We start from the raw sequence: 16645 nt of genomic DNA, 5'->3' as shown, positions 1-16645 counted from the left end.
GAGACCTGTCTGCTGACAGAAGACGAGAAAATCCGCTGCTGCAAAATGGTGACAGAGGCAGGCGCCGATTACATCAAGACCTCCACAGGCTTTGGCAGTGCCGGCGCACAGCCGGAGGATATTGCGCTGTTTCGCCGGTATATCGGTCCGGATGTGAAAATGAAAGCGGCAGGCGGAATCCGTACCAGAGAACAGATGGAAGCATTCCTTGCCGCAGGCTGTGACCGCATCGGATGCAGCGCGGCAAAGATCCTGTTTGATGAGACATGAACGTCCTGCTGTCCGGATATGATAAAACCACGCAGGAGCTTATGTTTCGGGTGTATCTGACCGATATTCCGGAGGTGGAGCGCAGTCAGCGGGCGCGGCTTTCGCATGTGATCGCACTCGACCTGCTCTCTGCCGCACTCTGCCGTGATTTCGGCATCCGGCACGGAAAACTCACCCGTACCGGACTCGAAAAACCGAAGCTTCTGCATGAAAATCTGCACATGAATCTCAGTCATTGCGCGGATATGGCAGCGGCGGCGGTCGGACGGTTTCCGCTCGGCGTAGACATCGAAACGCCGAGACCGGTGCCCATTACGCTTGCCGAAATGCGCGACAACGAAGGCGATGGCTACGCCGACGAACTCTACATGAAGTTTGCAAAGAAACTTCGTGACAAGGACATGCTCGATAGCTTCGTTGTGGAATGGGGCTTGAAGGGCGAAGTCAAGAACCTGAAACCGGAATGGGAACACACGTTTGAATTCGGCGAACACTGGGAAAAGATGTCGTCTGTGGATTCTTCGAGCGGAACACCTGTCGTAAAGATCGATTCTGTGCTCAAGAACGATACGGTATCTGTCATTACGATCAAGTTCAATACGATGAATTCGTTTGCCCGCGGTGCAACGACTGGCCCGTACGACAGCTACGGCCGCGTGACTCCGCGCCTTGGCCCCGAAGGCGGCTTCTTCGACAAGTTCTACCCGGTGCTTGACAAGTGTCCGCCGATTATTATGACGGCTGTATGGCAGGGCTTCGATGTGGACGACGATTCTTATGGTTCTCGTGACTACGTGACGCTGACCTTCTCGGAACCGCTTGATACGGTGGCGGGTCACCCGTATGTGGTGGAACGTAACCGCGATGGCGCTGCAGGCGTGTTCTTTAATCCGAGTCGTAACCCGAACCTCTCGGTGACGTATATGACTGGCTCGACGACTGGAAAGCTTGGCTACAGGCACAAGTATGACGAAGCTATTTGGATTGCCGACTCTGTGCGCCTGATTTCGGATGTCGAGACGGGTTACTTCAAGGATTTGTCTGGCCAGTATCCGGGTTATGCAACGCCTTGGGTGCCTGTGACCGGTTCTGTGTCTAATATTAGGTTCACTATCACGGCTGTCGATGGCGTGACCAAGTCCAGAAGCCCCGATTCCATTTACTATGGTGGAATCCCGCTGGATCCGAACGTCAACTTCCGCTTGACGACGCTTAACAAGAACGATGAAACGGTTGTGATTGCTGAAGGCGACAGCAAACTGCATGACGTGTTCGGTACTCCGATTAGGGGCTACCGCAGTGCAGGTCCGAAGTTCATGATCGAAATCGCCTTGCCCGATGTGCTCGACAAGACCGAACTCGGTGAAGCCAAGCGCGACTACAAGGTCAACCTCGAAATGGATGTCTTCAGCAACCTCGGCCACTACGTGAACAAGGCGACGTATTCGTTCATGTCTTCTGCCATGCAGGAATATATCTCGGCGGCAAGCACCTTGACCTTCTACCTGGAATGGTGCGCTCCTGAAGATTACCCTGTAAGTGCTTCGGGCAAGAAGATCGGTACTGGACCTTACATCGCGAAGTTCAATACCGAGGCCAAGAGCGATTACCTGCCGGCGAAGGCTGACGAAGGTGACCGCACCGAGGCTCTGAAGGATTCCGACACGTTTACCAGGACGTTTGGTTTCAGAAGGGCTAAGAAGTAAAATATTGGGGAGAATGTGTCTAGGGAGACACATTCTCTTTTTTTGAATTGTTTGGAAGGAAAAGTATGATTATGAAGAAAGTGTTAAAGGCAGTATTGTTGCTTAGCTTGTTTGCCGTGGACTTTGCCATGGCAGATGCGCTCCCTAATATTGATCGCACCGACAAGGTGCATAGTCGTAGGTATTTGGACTCGTTGAACGTCGAAAAACGTCGCCCGATTCGTGTGAACCAGGTTGGCTTTAGACCGCAAGACCCCAAGTACGCCTATGTGGCTGATCCGAAGACGACTGATTTTCGGGTGATTGATGCCAATAGCGGTGCCGAAGCATGGAGCGGCTCGCTGAAACTTATTGATGCTAATGCGCCGAAACCGAATATTTGGGTAAATGGTGAGTTTAAGGCTTTTACCACTCTTTATAATTTTGGCTCTAAAGATTCCAGTACTGCAACAGAAAAACTTTACCGTGCAGATTTCTCGGGACTTTCGCCGAGCGTGCCGGGTGAATATTTTATAGTGGTGGATAAAGATACTTCGGCAACATTCAATATTCACCCAGCTATTTATAACGCTGTATTTGAAAACTCATTGAAATTCTTTGGTATTCAGCGTTGCGGTGATACGAAGTCTCATATGCATGCGGCGTGCCACTTGAAGGACGGCTCTAAAGTTGGACATGACTTGACAGGTGGTTGGCATGACTGCGGCGACCATTTTAAGCCGTCTGAAACTATTGGCTATGCGGCTTATTCCATGGCGACAACCTACCTTGTGTATAAGGAAAAGGCCGAAGACCGCTTTGGTAATTCTTACGGTGATACCATACCGGATGGCTATCCGGATATTCTTTACGAAGCTAAAATCGGTGCAGATTACATCTTTAAGCTTTATAAGGCGTCGAAAGCGGATGGCCTTATTGATACTAAAAATGATATGTACCACACTGTTGGTGATGCACGGGACCATGAATTTTGGGATGTTCCAGAAAAGCAAGATGCTATGCCTGAGGAAAAAGGTGGCCCGGATCGAGCTGTAACTGCAAGTGTGGGTACTTATTCAGGAGCCTTTGCTGCTGCCCTTGCCTTGTTTTCGGTGGGTTGGCAAGTTTATGACCCTGTTTATGCAGATTCTCTTTTGGAAGCTGCTAAGGATATTTATAAAAACGTAACGCTTCCTCATACACCGCTTGGTTCATATGGTTATACCAAGGCGGATATTCCGCAAGACCTGTATCCGGGTGGAAGCAACGAATCTAATTTGAATGACGATGCTGCCGCCGCCGCACTTGCTTTGTGGTATGCCACTAAAGATACTATGTATCAGTATCACTTGTATAAAGACACGACGATTCATAATAACTCAACCAACTACATGTATAATAATGAACCCAATGATGCCGGTCCCTATTTTAAAGGTGGCTTCTTGGGGATGATTAGTGGTTTTTACCCCGGTGGTTGGATGACCGACTACGAAAACGTGCATGCTTATGTGCTGTTCTCGTTTGTGAAGTTGATCCTTAGCAACAAAGATACTGCTAAGGTATACAATGTGGGTGAACTGGAACGTGATACGCTTTTGCAGCGTGCAACCAACAGTTTGCGCCGTTTGACAGATGATGGTACCCAGGGTGCGACTATCTACGAAAACCGTTTCGGTTCTGTGAAAGCAACGCCGCCTTATAACCTTGCTTGGGTGTCTAGCGACTGGGGCTTTAACCGTTATAATATTGGTGCCGCCAATGCGGTGTTTATGCTTTCTGAAATTACCTCGGGGGCAGAACATGATGCTTATTTGAATTTGGCACTCGACAATATTTATTATAACATGGGTGCGAACCCATGGGATATTTCGTTCTTGATGGGGGCTGGTGATAAAAACTCGAATCACCCACATAACCGTACGGCAAATCCGGATGGTTACAACGCTGGTGGCTTGCCCTATGAATATCGTTGCCCGCGTGGCGCCTTGATGGGTGGTTCCGCCCCTACTAAAACTTTGCTTGAAGACTGGAGCGACTGGACTGCAACAGAAACCTGCATTGACTTCTCGGTGCAACTTTTGATGCCTGCTCAGCGCCTCGCAGAGGTGTTGCCTCCCGATACCGAAGGCCCGCTGTTCAGCAATATTGCTGGAACGCCTATTACCGAAACATCGGCAATCGTAAGCTGGGATGCTAACGAAATTGCACTTGTAACAGTGTTCTATAACACGACTCCCGATGCAAATGGAGCCAAGTCCGTGCAACAGACAAAGGCTTCTAAGGGCGGCTCTGTAACGCTTGAAGGCCTTGAAATGGGCAAGACCTATTACTTCTTCTTGGAAGGCATGGATACCAAGCGCAATATTTCGACCGATGATAACCATGGTCAATGGTACCAGTTTACCATGACCAATGTGAAACCCAATATTAGTGGCGTGACGATTTGCCAAGTGGACCATCGTAGTGCCAAAATTTATTGGTGGACTGATGTGCGCTCTAATGGTGTGGTAAAATATGGTACATCGATGTCGGCGTTAAATGAATCGCAGGCGTCGACGGGCGGTACCGTGTTGTTCCATGAAGTAGAATTGACCAACCTTAAGGCGGGAACCACCTATTACTTTACCCTGTCTTCGGGTATGTCAACTGACGATAACGGTGGCGCTGGTTACAGCTTTACTACCGAAGCAGAAGCATCTTATGTGGACCTTACTATTACGATGAAGCCTATTAAGAAGAATTCGTCTTGTCAGTCTACAGGCAACTGGAAGGATTGTAATACGTTCTACGTCATAGTGGCAAATAGAGATACCGTTGATTATCAGGATTTGGACCTTCGAATTTATTTGGATAAGCCTGTTTCGGCAGTGAGCTATGATAAGCAACCTTTCTCTGGTAAGGGAATTGCTGATTATTCAGTGCCGTTTGATGTGACGATTGGTACGTATACAACCGATGAAAAAGGAAGAGGCTATTTGCCTGTAAACATTAAGGGTGCCTTGTATGTGTCGGGAAGCTTGTATTTTGAACTGTTTATGCAGGGTGCGACTTACGATGGCTTGGAAAATTCCTGGTCACTGCGTCCGCATATGGAGGACTCGGATCCGGAACCCTTTGCTGGAATTGACCTTACTCGTGGACCGCTATACGTAGAAGATTCGTTTAGCAAGATGTTCCTTGAAACTGTGAATGGCGTCACCGAAGAGGCCTTCAGAAAGGATCCCTATATTGCAGCCTATTACCATGGCAAGCATATTTATGGCTTTGGCCCGGATGATACTGTAGAAGATGGTCCGCAGGTCCGCCGCACGGTAACGCTTGAATTTGAAAAGCCGTTCAAGAGTCCGTATTATTCTGTAGAAAAAGAAGACTATAAGACTACTTACGAAGGCTCCAGCAAGGTGACTCCGATGGGTGTCTTGGATGACCTTGAAATGAATGCTTCTAAGCAGGGCTTTGCTTATGACAAAAAAAATCATACCGATTCCTTTGTGTTCACCAAAGATACGACTCTTGCCTATGGCAACAACTATATGGAATGGGTCAGCTGGCATAACCATGCTGCAGGTGTGCCTGGTTACACCGGCAAAAACAAGTATGATTGCGCCTGCGCCGTGGTGCGTAGCAACGTAGAAATCGATACCATTACGGTGCCGCTTGAAAAACGAATCATCCGCTTCGACAAGAATTCTTACAAGACGTACCAGACTGCGGCCGGAGGCACTCCCAAGATGGCCGAAGTCCATGTGTACTTGCTCGATACTCTTGCCCAGCTTTTGGATACGGTAAATGTTACGCTTACTTTGGGCACCACTAGTGGAAATGTTCACTTCTGGAGTTCTGCAACTGCGACGATTCCTATCACGAGTATTCAGCTGGTGAATGGCGAAGCAACGTTCTATGTAAGCTCTGAAGAAGTTCTGGTGACCACGTTGTATGCAAAGGCTGGCAACTCGGCACAGTTTGATTATGATGCCGCAACCGCCGACTTGATTATCGAAGAATTGCCGCCTTGGCCGATTATCGATGTGGCTAAGATGATTGATGCCGATTGCGACAATAAACCTGATGCTCTGAAGATTACGATTTCGAACGAATACCAAGAAAACCAGTCGTTCAACTCTGTGCAGTTCGTTTATAACGGCGACACGCTCAAGACTAGCGATGTCATTAGCAAGAACGGCAAGGAAATTGTGGTGAAGGCAAATATCAAGGATACTGCCATCAATACGAATCCGAGTGGTTCTGTCACGTTGTATTCTAACGTGGGTAGCAAGGTCGAAAGTCATACCGACTTCTATCAAGATGGCATTGCGCCGACGCTTTTGGCGGTCTCGGTGCTTGAACGCTTGGATACTGCAACGAGCGATCGCGTTTACATGCAGTTTAGCGAACCGATTTCTAGCCCGGGTTCCGAATGGCCCACGCAGCTGTTCGCGACGAATGGCTCTACAACGGTCAGCGCGCCTACGGTCAAGTTTACGAAGATTTATAACGAATCGATGAACGTCTGGGAATTCGAAATAGGCTTTGATGCAAATGGCAATTCCGTGGTGACCGAGGGCATGTTCGCTCAGCTCCTGTCGAATGCTTCGATTACGGACAAGAACGGCAACGGCATTGCTGCCGAATGCGGTCAGCCCAAGCTCCCGATTACGCTCAAGCTGATTCCGGTGCCCATGCGTTACGCCTCTATCTCGGATGCCGACGAAGACGGTGTTGCCGAACGCATTTACATTGAATATGAACGCGCTATTGACCAGAAGCATTATCCGGATAGCATCTCGGTGATTTTTGGCCGCACTGCTCCCGAAACGCTCTGGGTTGCTGGCACGGTGCCGACTTATGCCGCCGACGGTATGTCTTCTGTGATGGACTTGCCCAAACCCTTTACCTACGGCATTACCAGCGGTACTTACGAAGGCTCTTTGAAGGGCTTGGATGTTGCGGGAGCGGGTCTTGTGGCTCAGCACTTGGGTAAGGGTGCTTCTTACGAAACGAACTCTGTGCTCGGCGAAGACTTGGTGGGCCCTGTGATTGTGACGGCAACCATTGACATGTCCAAGTCCGACAAGTTCGACATGCTCGACATGGTGCTGAGCGAACCGGTGACGGTTGTGGATTCTTCGCTGGTATATTACCGTGAAAAACTTGCTGATGTCGATACCGCCATTTACAAGCGCTCGGTGCAGACTCTGACTATTGCCGCTACCAAGATCAATATGGCAGCCATTTATAGCAAGGATAGCCGCCTTGCTGTGAACGACGGTGATTTTGTTCGCTTGCATCCGAAGGAATTCAGTGCTCTGCGTGATGCTCGCGGTAACATGCCTGCACAGAACTCTCCGTGGGTTCCGATTTTGAGCAGTGGCGATCCGAAGGTCAAGTTTGTGGTGACCATGCAAAATGTTATTTCCCAGTCGGGTGGCGAGCTGCGTTCGCAGGTGCCGTCGCTAGACAATATGCGCCTGTACGTGTTGAATCCGGCTACCCACAAGCTTGACTTGATCCAGAATGGTCAGGTGGTTGCTGCTGGTATTGATTCTGCAAGCGTCCAGGGAGCTGTCTGGAAAATTGAAATGACCGTTCCGAGAGGTGCTTCGGGCAACGAAGCCGCCGCCTGGGATAGCCTGCGCGTCAAGTATAACATGCCGATTTATACCAACCTGGGTAACTACGTGAACCGCTTGGCCGGTAGGTACAGCGTGCCGTCTGGCGTGTACCTGTCTTCGTCCGGCAAGATCGTATTCTACGTGGAATGGGCGAATACCGCCGTTGGATTGCAGTCTGAACAGGGTAGGGCTGTTGCCACGGGCGCGTATATTTATAAATTGGATATGGAAACGGTGTTCGTCCCGAATGCTAATTCCGCGAACGCTGAAAAGTTCAGCAGTAAGAACCACTACGATAAAACGTCCACATTTGGTGTCAAGCGGGTAAAGTAAAATGGCAGAGAGCCTGTATTCCGATTCTCCATACCTTTTGGTGCTTTCGGTACTAGCCCTTCTTGTATCCTTTTATTACCCGGTCCTGCTTGAACACAAGATGACGGCACGCCGTCTGCCGAGACCCTTGCGCATGATGGTGCTGTCGAACATTGCCTGGAATGCGTGCAGCATTTTGGGCATCCTGTTTTTCAGTGGTCCCATGACTCCCGAAATGTCGGACGTTTACATTGGCCGACAGCTAATCTTTGGTTTGCAGGCCCTGTGCTGGGTGCGCGTGGGCGTTGCCCTTTACGACATGGGTGAACTGGTTTTGTTCAGCCGGCGAACCCCGTACAAGGCGATTTCGGGTTCTGTGGGCATCATGATTGTTATTGCCCTCACGTTCCTGTTTGTGGTTGGCCCCGAGGCGATTTCGGGTTTTGACTTTTGGGGTTACCATCCGTTTGCGCACATGCCGATATTCAAGACGTTCACGCTTGTGTATTTGCTGTTCTTCTTGCCGGCATGCTTGCTCATTATTTACCAGCTCTTGCGTAGTTCGCTTCGCTCGTTAGACCCGACGGTGTTACATACCGGTGCCTACATGGCGGGTAGCTTGAGTATATGCCTTGTGGTGGCGGTGCTGTTCGACTTTATTCTTCCGCTGGTCAAGGGCTTTGGCGCATGGCATGGCGGCTACCAGTTCTTTGTATGGCACCAGTTCCTGACTCTGTTCATATCGGTTCTTTGCGGCCAGTACTATACTTCGGCCAGGTTCCGCGATATGGGTGCCCATTGGTTCTTGCAGAAACTGATTACCAAGATTGAAGACGGTATTATCTATTACGATGACGCCGGAAAGATCAAGGCGGTAAACCACGGCGCTACCAAACTGCTCGGTCAGTCTTCTATTAGTTTGTGTGGAAGGTCCATTAAGAACGTGCTTCCGCCGAATCTTGACTTTTTCAGAGAAACCGTGTATAGCGATGTTCGCATGAACATTAATGGCGAAACCCACGTGATGAAGATTTACTTCTTCAAGTGTCGCCAGACATTGATGACGGTTGTGAATGTCGCCTTTTTCATGGACCAGTCCAAGACACTTTTGCTGCAGCAGAACCTGAAGACTTTGAACGAACAGTACGTGGAATACACGCACGACCTGGTGCGCTATCAAGACCGATTGAATAAGGAAGCATCCATTAAGGTCGAAAAAGAAAACGTGCTGAACACGCTGATTAACGCACTTCCGTTTAGAGTGTGGTACAAGAGCGAACTCGGTGTTTACCAGAAGCAGAATCGTCTGGATCTTGAAAAACGCGGTTCACGCGAAGGTGCCCGCGATAACGACGAAGATATTTCGATTTACGAAAAGGAAGCCCGCGAAAAGGGCGAAGTCAAAGTTTACACCTCGTTCGAAGACAAGGACGGTGTCGAAATTTCGCAGGACGAAGCAAACCGTCTTACCGGTATGGGCGAACTGGTGCAGACGTTCGACAACATGTACATTCCGATTCTGCAGGCGGCCAAGTCTCCTTACAAGACGCTTTGCCTCAAGGTCGACATGACCGAACAGCGCAGGCTTGAATACGAACGTAACGTGCTGCGCGAACAGAAGTTCATCCATTCCCGCCTCGAAGAACTGGGTACCATTTGCGGCGCGTTCGCACACGACTACAACAACATTCTCGGCTCGCAGCTCGGCTTCCTCGAAATTGCGCAAGAAGTGATTGAAGACAAACAGTCGCAGGTGTACACGTTTATTTCGGAAGCGAAGAAGGCTGCCCAGCGCGGTAAGGATTCCTTGAACGAACTTCTGAATGCCATTCGCGGCAATGCGAATGCGGCAACTCCTGCAATCGTGTTCTCGCCTTACATGATTATCGAAGACGTGGTCCGCAAGATTTCTCTGACCTTGCCGCCTAACGTGAAACTGCATAGCGAAGAACTGGACAAGAGCCTGAAGGTCCGTGGTATTGTGGCTTCTCTCGACCGCATTATCAGCAACCTTGCAAACAACGCCCTGTTTGCCATGAAACAGACGGGCGGTTCGCTGACTTTTAAACTTTATCCAGAAATACTTGAATCTCAACTCGTAACTCCCTATGCTCCGCCGGTTCCTGCCGGTAGCTACGCCAAGTTCGAAATTGCCGATACGGGTACGGGCATGGATTCGGGCACCCTGGAACGTATTTTTGCACCGTTTTTTACGACAAAGGCTCCTGGCGAAGGCCTAGGACTCGGTCTTTCTTCTGCATTAAGGCTGTTAAAAGAGGGGAATGCCTACTTTACAGTGCAGACAACCTTAGGCGAAGGAACTACATTTTATCTATATTGGCCAATGGAAACTGAAACGAAGGAGGGCTAGTGCCAACTATCCTGATTATTGATGACGACGAGCAATTTAATTTGATGCTCAAGTCCGCTCTTGAAATCAAGGGCTACAATGTGGAAACGGCTAAGAACGGTAAAGAAGCTAAGACTCTTTACCAGAATAAGACCTATGACGTGATTATTACCGACATCATTATGCCGGATGTCGATGGATACGAAGTCATTCTTGATTTGCGCCGCTTGAACATGAGTGACCGCACTATCGCTGTGAGCGGTGGTGGCCGAACCTCTGCCGAAGACTACCTGATGACTGCCCAGCACTTTGATGCCGCGGCGACCTTCAACAAGCCTGTAGACTTGCAAGCCCTTCGTGCGAAGGTCGAAGAAATCATCAAGAGCCATTCGTAGTAGGTCGCGATGAATATCCTGATCGCGGACTTAGATCAGAAATTTATCGGCGATATCCAGCACTCTTGGTCGGTTGCAGGGACAACCTTGTTTGCCTGTACCCGCGAGAGTGACCTCATGCCCATCGTCAAGAAGAATTCGATAGACCTAGCGTTTATCGAAGTTCCTTTCTTAATGCAAGACAACATGGACATGGTGAGCTTTTTGAAGGAGCGTCACCCGGGCATTGAAATTTTTGTGCTTTGTGACGACCGCAACTGGCAGGGCGCAGCCGCGGCCATTACCCGCGGTGCAAACACCTTTTTGAAAAAGCCTGTTTCCATTTCGCAGTTGGAATCGACGGCTCAGAAGGTGCGTGCTCAGCAACTGAACAAGTCCAACAACCAGCTCATGGAATCCCAGGTGCTGGACGGCCTCCTCGGGAACACTCCCGAGATGCGCAAAATTCTAAAGACCGTCTACAAGGTGGCTCCCACCAACAGTACGGTGCTCATTACCGGCGAATCCGGTTCGGGTAAGGAATTTTTGGCCAACGTGATTCACCGCTACAGCAAGCGTGCTGCTGAACCTTTTGTGGCGGTAAACTGCGGCGCTATTCCCGAAAACCTGGTGGAAAGCGAACTCTTCGGTAGCAAGAAGGGTTCCTATACCGGTTCTACCGCCGACAAGAAGGGCTTGTTCGAATCCGCAAATGGCGGAACGCTCTTCTTGGACGAAGTCGGTGAACTCTCTGCTGCGACCCAGGTCAAGCTTTTACGTTTCTTGCAAAGCCACGAAATTAGGCGAGTGGGCGAAACCCAACCGCAATACTTGGACGTGCGTGTTCTGGCGGCAACAAACCGCGACCTGCAAGAAGCCATGCAAGAAGGTCGGTTCCGCGAAGACTTGTATTACCGCTTGAACACCTTCCATTTGCTTTTGCCTCCGCTTCGCGAACGCAAGCCGGCATTGCCGAACCTGATCAAGTATTTCATTTTGAAAAACAAGGATGCCCAGGGCAAGGACATTGTAGACCTTGAGCCCGCAGCCTTGTATGCGCTGACTAAGTATTCGTACCCGGGCAATATCCGCGAACTCGAAAACATTATCGAGCATGCGACGGTACTGGCCGAAGGCGGCGTGATTCGCTTGGAAGACTTGCCCGAAGAGGTGCAGGCCTGCGCCCGCGAACAGACGATGGCGATTCCGCACATCAAGGGCGAACACAATGCCGAACCTCAGGTAATCGAAGCCGAACCGGTAGACTTGCCGGGAATCTCTTTTGAAAGCAGCGCGAAAACAGAAAAGAAACCGACTGCCGAAACTGAAGATGATGGCGAACTTTTGTCGCTCGAAGAAATGGAACGCAGGCATATTCTGCGCGCCTTGAGCGTCTGTAACGGCAACCGTACCGAAGTCTGCAAGCGCTTGGGCATTAGCCGTGCGACCCTGTGGCGTAAATTGAAAGAACTTAAGATTATGATGGATGGCGACGATGCCTGATTTTGAAAATCAACAGAATTCTTACGAAGGCCGCCAGGTCCCGATGGACCTGGATGCTGAACGTTGCCTGCTTGGAAGTATTTTGCGCGATCCTGACGTGATGGGCGAAGCCATCATGATTATCAAGGACGAAAGCTTTTTCTATTTGGAAAAGCACCAGCTGATTTGGACTGCCCTTTGTACGCTCAACCGTAACGTGACGCCGATTGACTTGGTGACGCTTGCGGCAGAACTTGAAACCATGAACAAGCTTTCGCTTGTGGGCGGTCGCGAATACCTGTTCGAACTCATGGAATCGGTGGCCTCTTCGGCCAACGCCAGCTGGCATATTGAACTATTGCGCAAGAAGGCGACGCTTCGCAAATTGATCAAGTCGTCTTCTGCAGTCATCAAGAACGCAATGGATCCGGCGGCGGTTCCCGACGAAGTTCTGCAAGATGCCGAACGCGATATCTTTGCCATTGCCGACGACCAGATTCGCGATTCCTTGAAGCCTATTCAGAATTTTGTGACGCCGCTCTTGGAACGCCTGAATAACCGTAAGGACGGTATTACGGGCATTCGCACGGGTATTACCGAACTCGACGAACTGACAAACGGTCTGCAAAAGTCTGACTTGATTATTCTGGCAGCACGCCCTGGTGTGGGTAAGACTTCTTTCGCGCTTACGATTGCGGCAAATGCGGCCATCAACTTCCAGCAGAACGTGGCGTTCTTCAGCCTCGAAATGGATGGCGTCCAGCTGGCTCAGCGTTTACTTTGTTCGCAAGCTCAGATTGACCAGAGCAAACTCCGCAACGGCTACCTCAACAGTGACGAAAAGAAGAAACTGATTGCTGCCGTGACGCCGATTCAAAAAGCCCCGCTCTATGTGGACGATAACGCCGACCTAGGCATTATGGAACTCATGAGTAAGGCACGCCAGCTCAAGCGCAAGGGTAAACTCGACTTGCTGATTATCGACTACCTGCAGCTCATGAAGACGGGTAAAGAAGAAAACCGTGCTGTCGCTATCGGCGCCATTTCCCGTGGCCTCAAGATTCTGGCAAAGGAAATGCAGATTCCGGTTATCGCTCTCGCTCAGCTTAGCCGTAAAGTCGAAGAAAAGGGCCGCGAACGCCCGCAGCTTTCTGACTTGCGTGAATCGGGTTCTATCGAACAGGATGCTGACATGGTGTGGTTTGTGGAACGTAAGTTCGTGCAGACCCATCGCGAAGAAGACAAGCACACCGCAGAGCTGATTGTGGCAAAGCACCGTAACGGTTCGGTCAAGGATATTCCTATGACTTTCATTCCGGAATACACGACCTTCTACGATGCCGCACCCGAAGGCGATGGCGGTGGCGAAGCCTATGCCTATGACGATGCTAGCGACATGGGCCCGACTGATTTCGGAAGTTACTAAGGAAGTCTAGATGCAGATACTGATGGCTCCATTTGTCTGGATTGGCGAGGTTATCGTAACCGGTATCTCGGCTATTGGCGAAGTGGTCTGCATCTTGTTGAACACGCTCAAGCAGGTTCGCTACATTCACAAGAACCCGGTGCTTATTGTAAAGCAGATGATTTCGATTGGCGTGTCTTCTTTGCCGCTGTTGTTCGTGACATCTATCTTTACGGGCATGGTGGCCACGGTGCAGGCCGAATTCGAATTCCATAACCTGGTGGCCGACAAGTTCGTGGGTACGGCAGCCTGTAAAATGATTCTGATCGAGCTTGGACCCTTGCTTACGGCGATTGTGCTTTCGGGCCGCGTGGGCTCAGCCGTTGCAGCAGAACTTGGTTCCATGAAAGAAAAAGAGGAACTGGCCGCCTACACGGTGCTGGGCCTTGATACTTACCGCTACTTGGCATTGCCGCGCTTTGTGGCCTTCTTTACCATGGTGCCCTGCCTTACCGTTATTTCGAACGCGCTTGGTATTATCGGTGGCTGGATTGTTTGCGTGCTCGGCCTCGACATTACCACTTATACTTACGTGACCGGTATGCAGTACCTGTTTGACCCCATGGACTTGTGGTCGGGTACGTTAAAGTCCTTTGTATTTGGAACCTTGATTTTCTTGCTGGGTTACTACCACGGCATTAACGCCAAGGCAGGTGCCCGCGGCGTCGGAATCGCTACCATGAGCGTGGTGGTTTCGAGCTGCCTCATGATTTTGATTGCAGACTTTGTCCTGGATGCCATCCTATTCTTCTAAGGTGTCATTATGCCCAATGTAAAAATAGACCCGAACGATATCGCCATCCGTCTTAAGGGATTAAAGAAGTCCTTTGGTCCGCAAGATGTTCTTTGCGACGTGAACCTGGATATTCGCCGTGGCGAGACCATGGTGATTATCGGAAAGTCCGGTGGCGGAAAGTCCGTGATTCTAAAGCACATGATTGGGCTTTTGCAGCCCGATGGCGGCGAAGTGACGGTGGACGGCGTGACAATCAGTACGCCCAAGTTCTTCGACACGCACACGATTCGCCGCAAAATGGGTATGCTGTTCCAGATGGGTGCTCTCTTTGACTCCATGGATACTGGTGAAAATATTGCGTTTGCCTTGCGCGAACACCATCCGGAAATGAGCGAAGCCGAAATCCAGGACGTGGTGACCGAAAAGCTCAAGATGATTAACCTGGTGCCGGAATTCCGTACCAAGATGCCGTCTGAACTTTCGGGCGGTATGCGCAAGCGTGTGGCCCTTGCCCGCGCCATTGCGTTGAATCCTGAAATCCTTTTGTACGACGAACCCACAACAGGTTTGGATCCCATTACCAGCGACGTGATTAACGACTTGATTTTGGATATGCAGAGCAAGCTGGGTGTTACGTCTGTGGTGGTGACTCACGACATGGTGAGTGCCTTCAAGGTGGCTGATCGTATTGCCATGCTGTATAATGGCCGTATTATCGAAGTGGGCACGGTTGACGAAATCAAGAACACCAGTAACCCTTACGTGCACCAGTTTATTACGGGCCAGCGCAAGATTTCGGTGGATGAAGAACAATAATAGCAATACTGTTAAAATGTTTACGGAAATTTACGGAGAAAAGGCGCTTTTTTGGTGTTTTTTCTCACGAAATTACTTACAACGTGAGCGTTTTCTAAGTGAATAATGTATTTTTCCGACAAAGAGGTTTTATTATGAATAAGAAACTATTCGTAGGTATTTCTATGGTGACTGCGGTCAGCGCAGCCTTCTGGGCTTGCGGCGAAGGCACCATCAATGAAATGACCGAAATGGATAACGTTATTTCGATGCAGTATCCTTTGGATCCGGCGACAGGCGCTGCTGGTCCTGAACTTGAAAATCTGAAGAATGACGCTTTGAGTTCTTGTAAAGAAGATATTGGTTGCTTTACCCAGTATCAGGGTTACCTGAATGGTGAAGAACCCGTCGATGTTCCGGAATCGTCTTCTGCTGAAGAGAATCAGGGGCCGTACACGAACCCCACCATGTCTTCTTCTTCTCGTGGCGATATCAACATCGTGACGAAGCCGTCTTCTTCTTCTGTGACGATTATCGATAACCCGGATCCGGATCCGACCTCGTCTGCAGGCATTGATATTACTCCGATTACCGGTCTCGGTTCCTGCGCTCCGGCTTCTACTCCGATTAACAAGGGCACCAGCGTCAAGTGGAAGTTCTCTGGTAACTTGAATGCCGGTTACAAGGCTATGGACTTTGCCAAGGCCACGTTTGCTTGGAGCTTCGAAGGTGGTATGCCTGCTACGGATGGCACTCCGAGTACCTCTGCCGCAATTACCTATCCTAATTCCGGTCCTGCAAATGCTTCTTTGATGATAACCATGGCTGACGGCAAGTCTGAAACGATTCAGTGCTCTCCGCTCCAGGTGAACGGCGACCCGATTACGGGTTGTAAGTGTGCTCCTGTGGGTGTGACGGGTTCTGTTGACTTCACTGCGACGCCTGACGTGACTTGGTCCGTGGCTGGTTGTACGTCGGCATCTGACATCATCTCTTATACATGGGAAGGCACCGCAGGTGAAACTTCCTTCACCAAGACATTTACTGCTGAAGCCAAGTCGTACGCTCCGACCCTCAAGGTTGGAAATGCTGACAATACGGTGATTGACGTGGCTTGCGATCCTGTTAAGGTTACTGAAGGCGCTGAATATACGATTAAGGCTCCTAACGACGCGGGTACCATTAAGTTGCCTGCAGGCTCTTCGCTGGTTGTGTTGGCTGCAGACGGCTATAACAATACCTTCTTCTGTAAGGTTGAACGTTCTGATTCTCCGACGGGAGCCTTGACTATTACTGTGAATGAGGAATCCCTTGGTGGTGGAGACTATGTCGCTCTGAAGTTGACGAAGACTCAATTGAAGAGTGGTACTTCGCTGTCTGTTACTCTGGATTATACCGCAACCTGCGGTATCCAGTAGTCGCTAAGATATATCGAATTGATTAAGAAAGGCTCCCTTTGGGGAGCTTTTTTGTATACAGAAAACCACCCGCTAGGCGGGTGGTTCCGTAAAAGCCTTCTGGCGGTCATGAGAAAAAATCCTTTGACTAATATTGAAATGCGGTC

General features: G+C 50.0%; 9 protein-coding genes and 1 pseudogene. All 10 read left to right on the top strand.

The window, feature by feature from the left end; translation table 11 throughout:
* Nucleotides 1–270: pseudogene (locus QZN53_RS12435) on the top strand (2-deoxyribose-5-phosphate aldolase); the annotation flags it as partial.
* Nucleotides 271–311: 41 nt separating this feature from the next.
* A complete protein-coding gene (locus QZN53_RS12430) occupies nt 312–1976 on the top strand; it encodes a hypothetical protein (protein ID WP_163439242.1) in 1665 nt (554 codons plus the stop codon).
* Between the two features lie 71 nt (nt 1977–2047).
* Nucleotides 2048–7900 (top strand): glycoside hydrolase family 9 protein, encoded by a 5853-nt coding sequence (locus QZN53_RS12425; protein ID WP_163439241.1) that lies wholly within the window; start codon nt 2048–2050, stop codon nt 7898–7900.
* Nucleotide 7901: 1 nt separating this feature from the next.
* On the top strand, nt 7902–10250 hold the full coding sequence (locus tag QZN53_RS12420) for an ATP-binding protein (RefSeq protein ID WP_163439240.1): 2349 nt from the start codon (nt 7902–7904) through the stop codon (nt 10248–10250).
* Nucleotides 10250–10624, top strand: a complete 375-nt coding sequence (locus tag QZN53_RS12415; protein ID WP_073056863.1) for a response regulator — start codon at nt 10250–10252, stop codon at nt 10622–10624. The genes QZN53_RS12420 and QZN53_RS12415 overlap by 1 nt, the downstream gene beginning before the upstream one ends.
* A gap of 9 nt (nt 10625–10633) precedes the next feature.
* Nucleotides 10634–12106 carry a sigma-54 dependent transcriptional regulator gene (locus tag QZN53_RS12410; RefSeq protein WP_163439239.1) on the top strand — a complete coding sequence of 491 codons (1473 nt, stop codon included), beginning with the start codon at nt 10634–10636 and terminating at the stop codon, nt 12104–12106.
* Nucleotides 12099–13511: a replicative DNA helicase gene (gene dnaB / locus QZN53_RS12405; protein WP_163439238.1), complete on the top strand. Its 1413-nt coding sequence runs from the start codon at nt 12099–12101 to the stop codon at nt 13509–13511. The genes QZN53_RS12410 and dnaB overlap by 8 nt, the downstream gene beginning before the upstream one ends.
* Nucleotides 13512–13521: 10 nt before the next feature.
* A complete protein-coding gene (locus tag QZN53_RS12400) occupies nt 13522–14304 on the top strand; it encodes an ABC transporter permease (protein ID WP_163439237.1) in 783 nt (260 codons plus the stop codon).
* 9 nt (nt 14305–14313) lie between these two features.
* Nucleotides 14314–15102 carry an ABC transporter ATP-binding protein gene (locus QZN53_RS12395; protein ID WP_163439236.1) on the top strand — a complete coding sequence of 263 codons (789 nt, stop codon included), beginning with the start codon at nt 14314–14316 and terminating at the stop codon, nt 15100–15102.
* Nucleotides 15103–15236: 134 nt separating this feature from the next.
* Complete coding sequence (locus QZN53_RS12390) at nt 15237–16499, top strand: hypothetical protein (RefSeq protein WP_163439235.1); 1263 nt, start codon at nt 15237–15239, stop codon at nt 16497–16499.
* The last annotated feature ends 146 nt before the right edge of the window (nt 16500–16645 follow it).

Source organism: uncultured Fibrobacter sp., assembly GCF_900316465.1.
GTDB lineage: Bacteria > Fibrobacterota > Fibrobacteria > Fibrobacterales > Fibrobacteraceae > Fibrobacter.
Note: the sequence above shows the minus strand (reverse complement) of the source record. Positions and strands in the feature narration are given on the sequence as shown.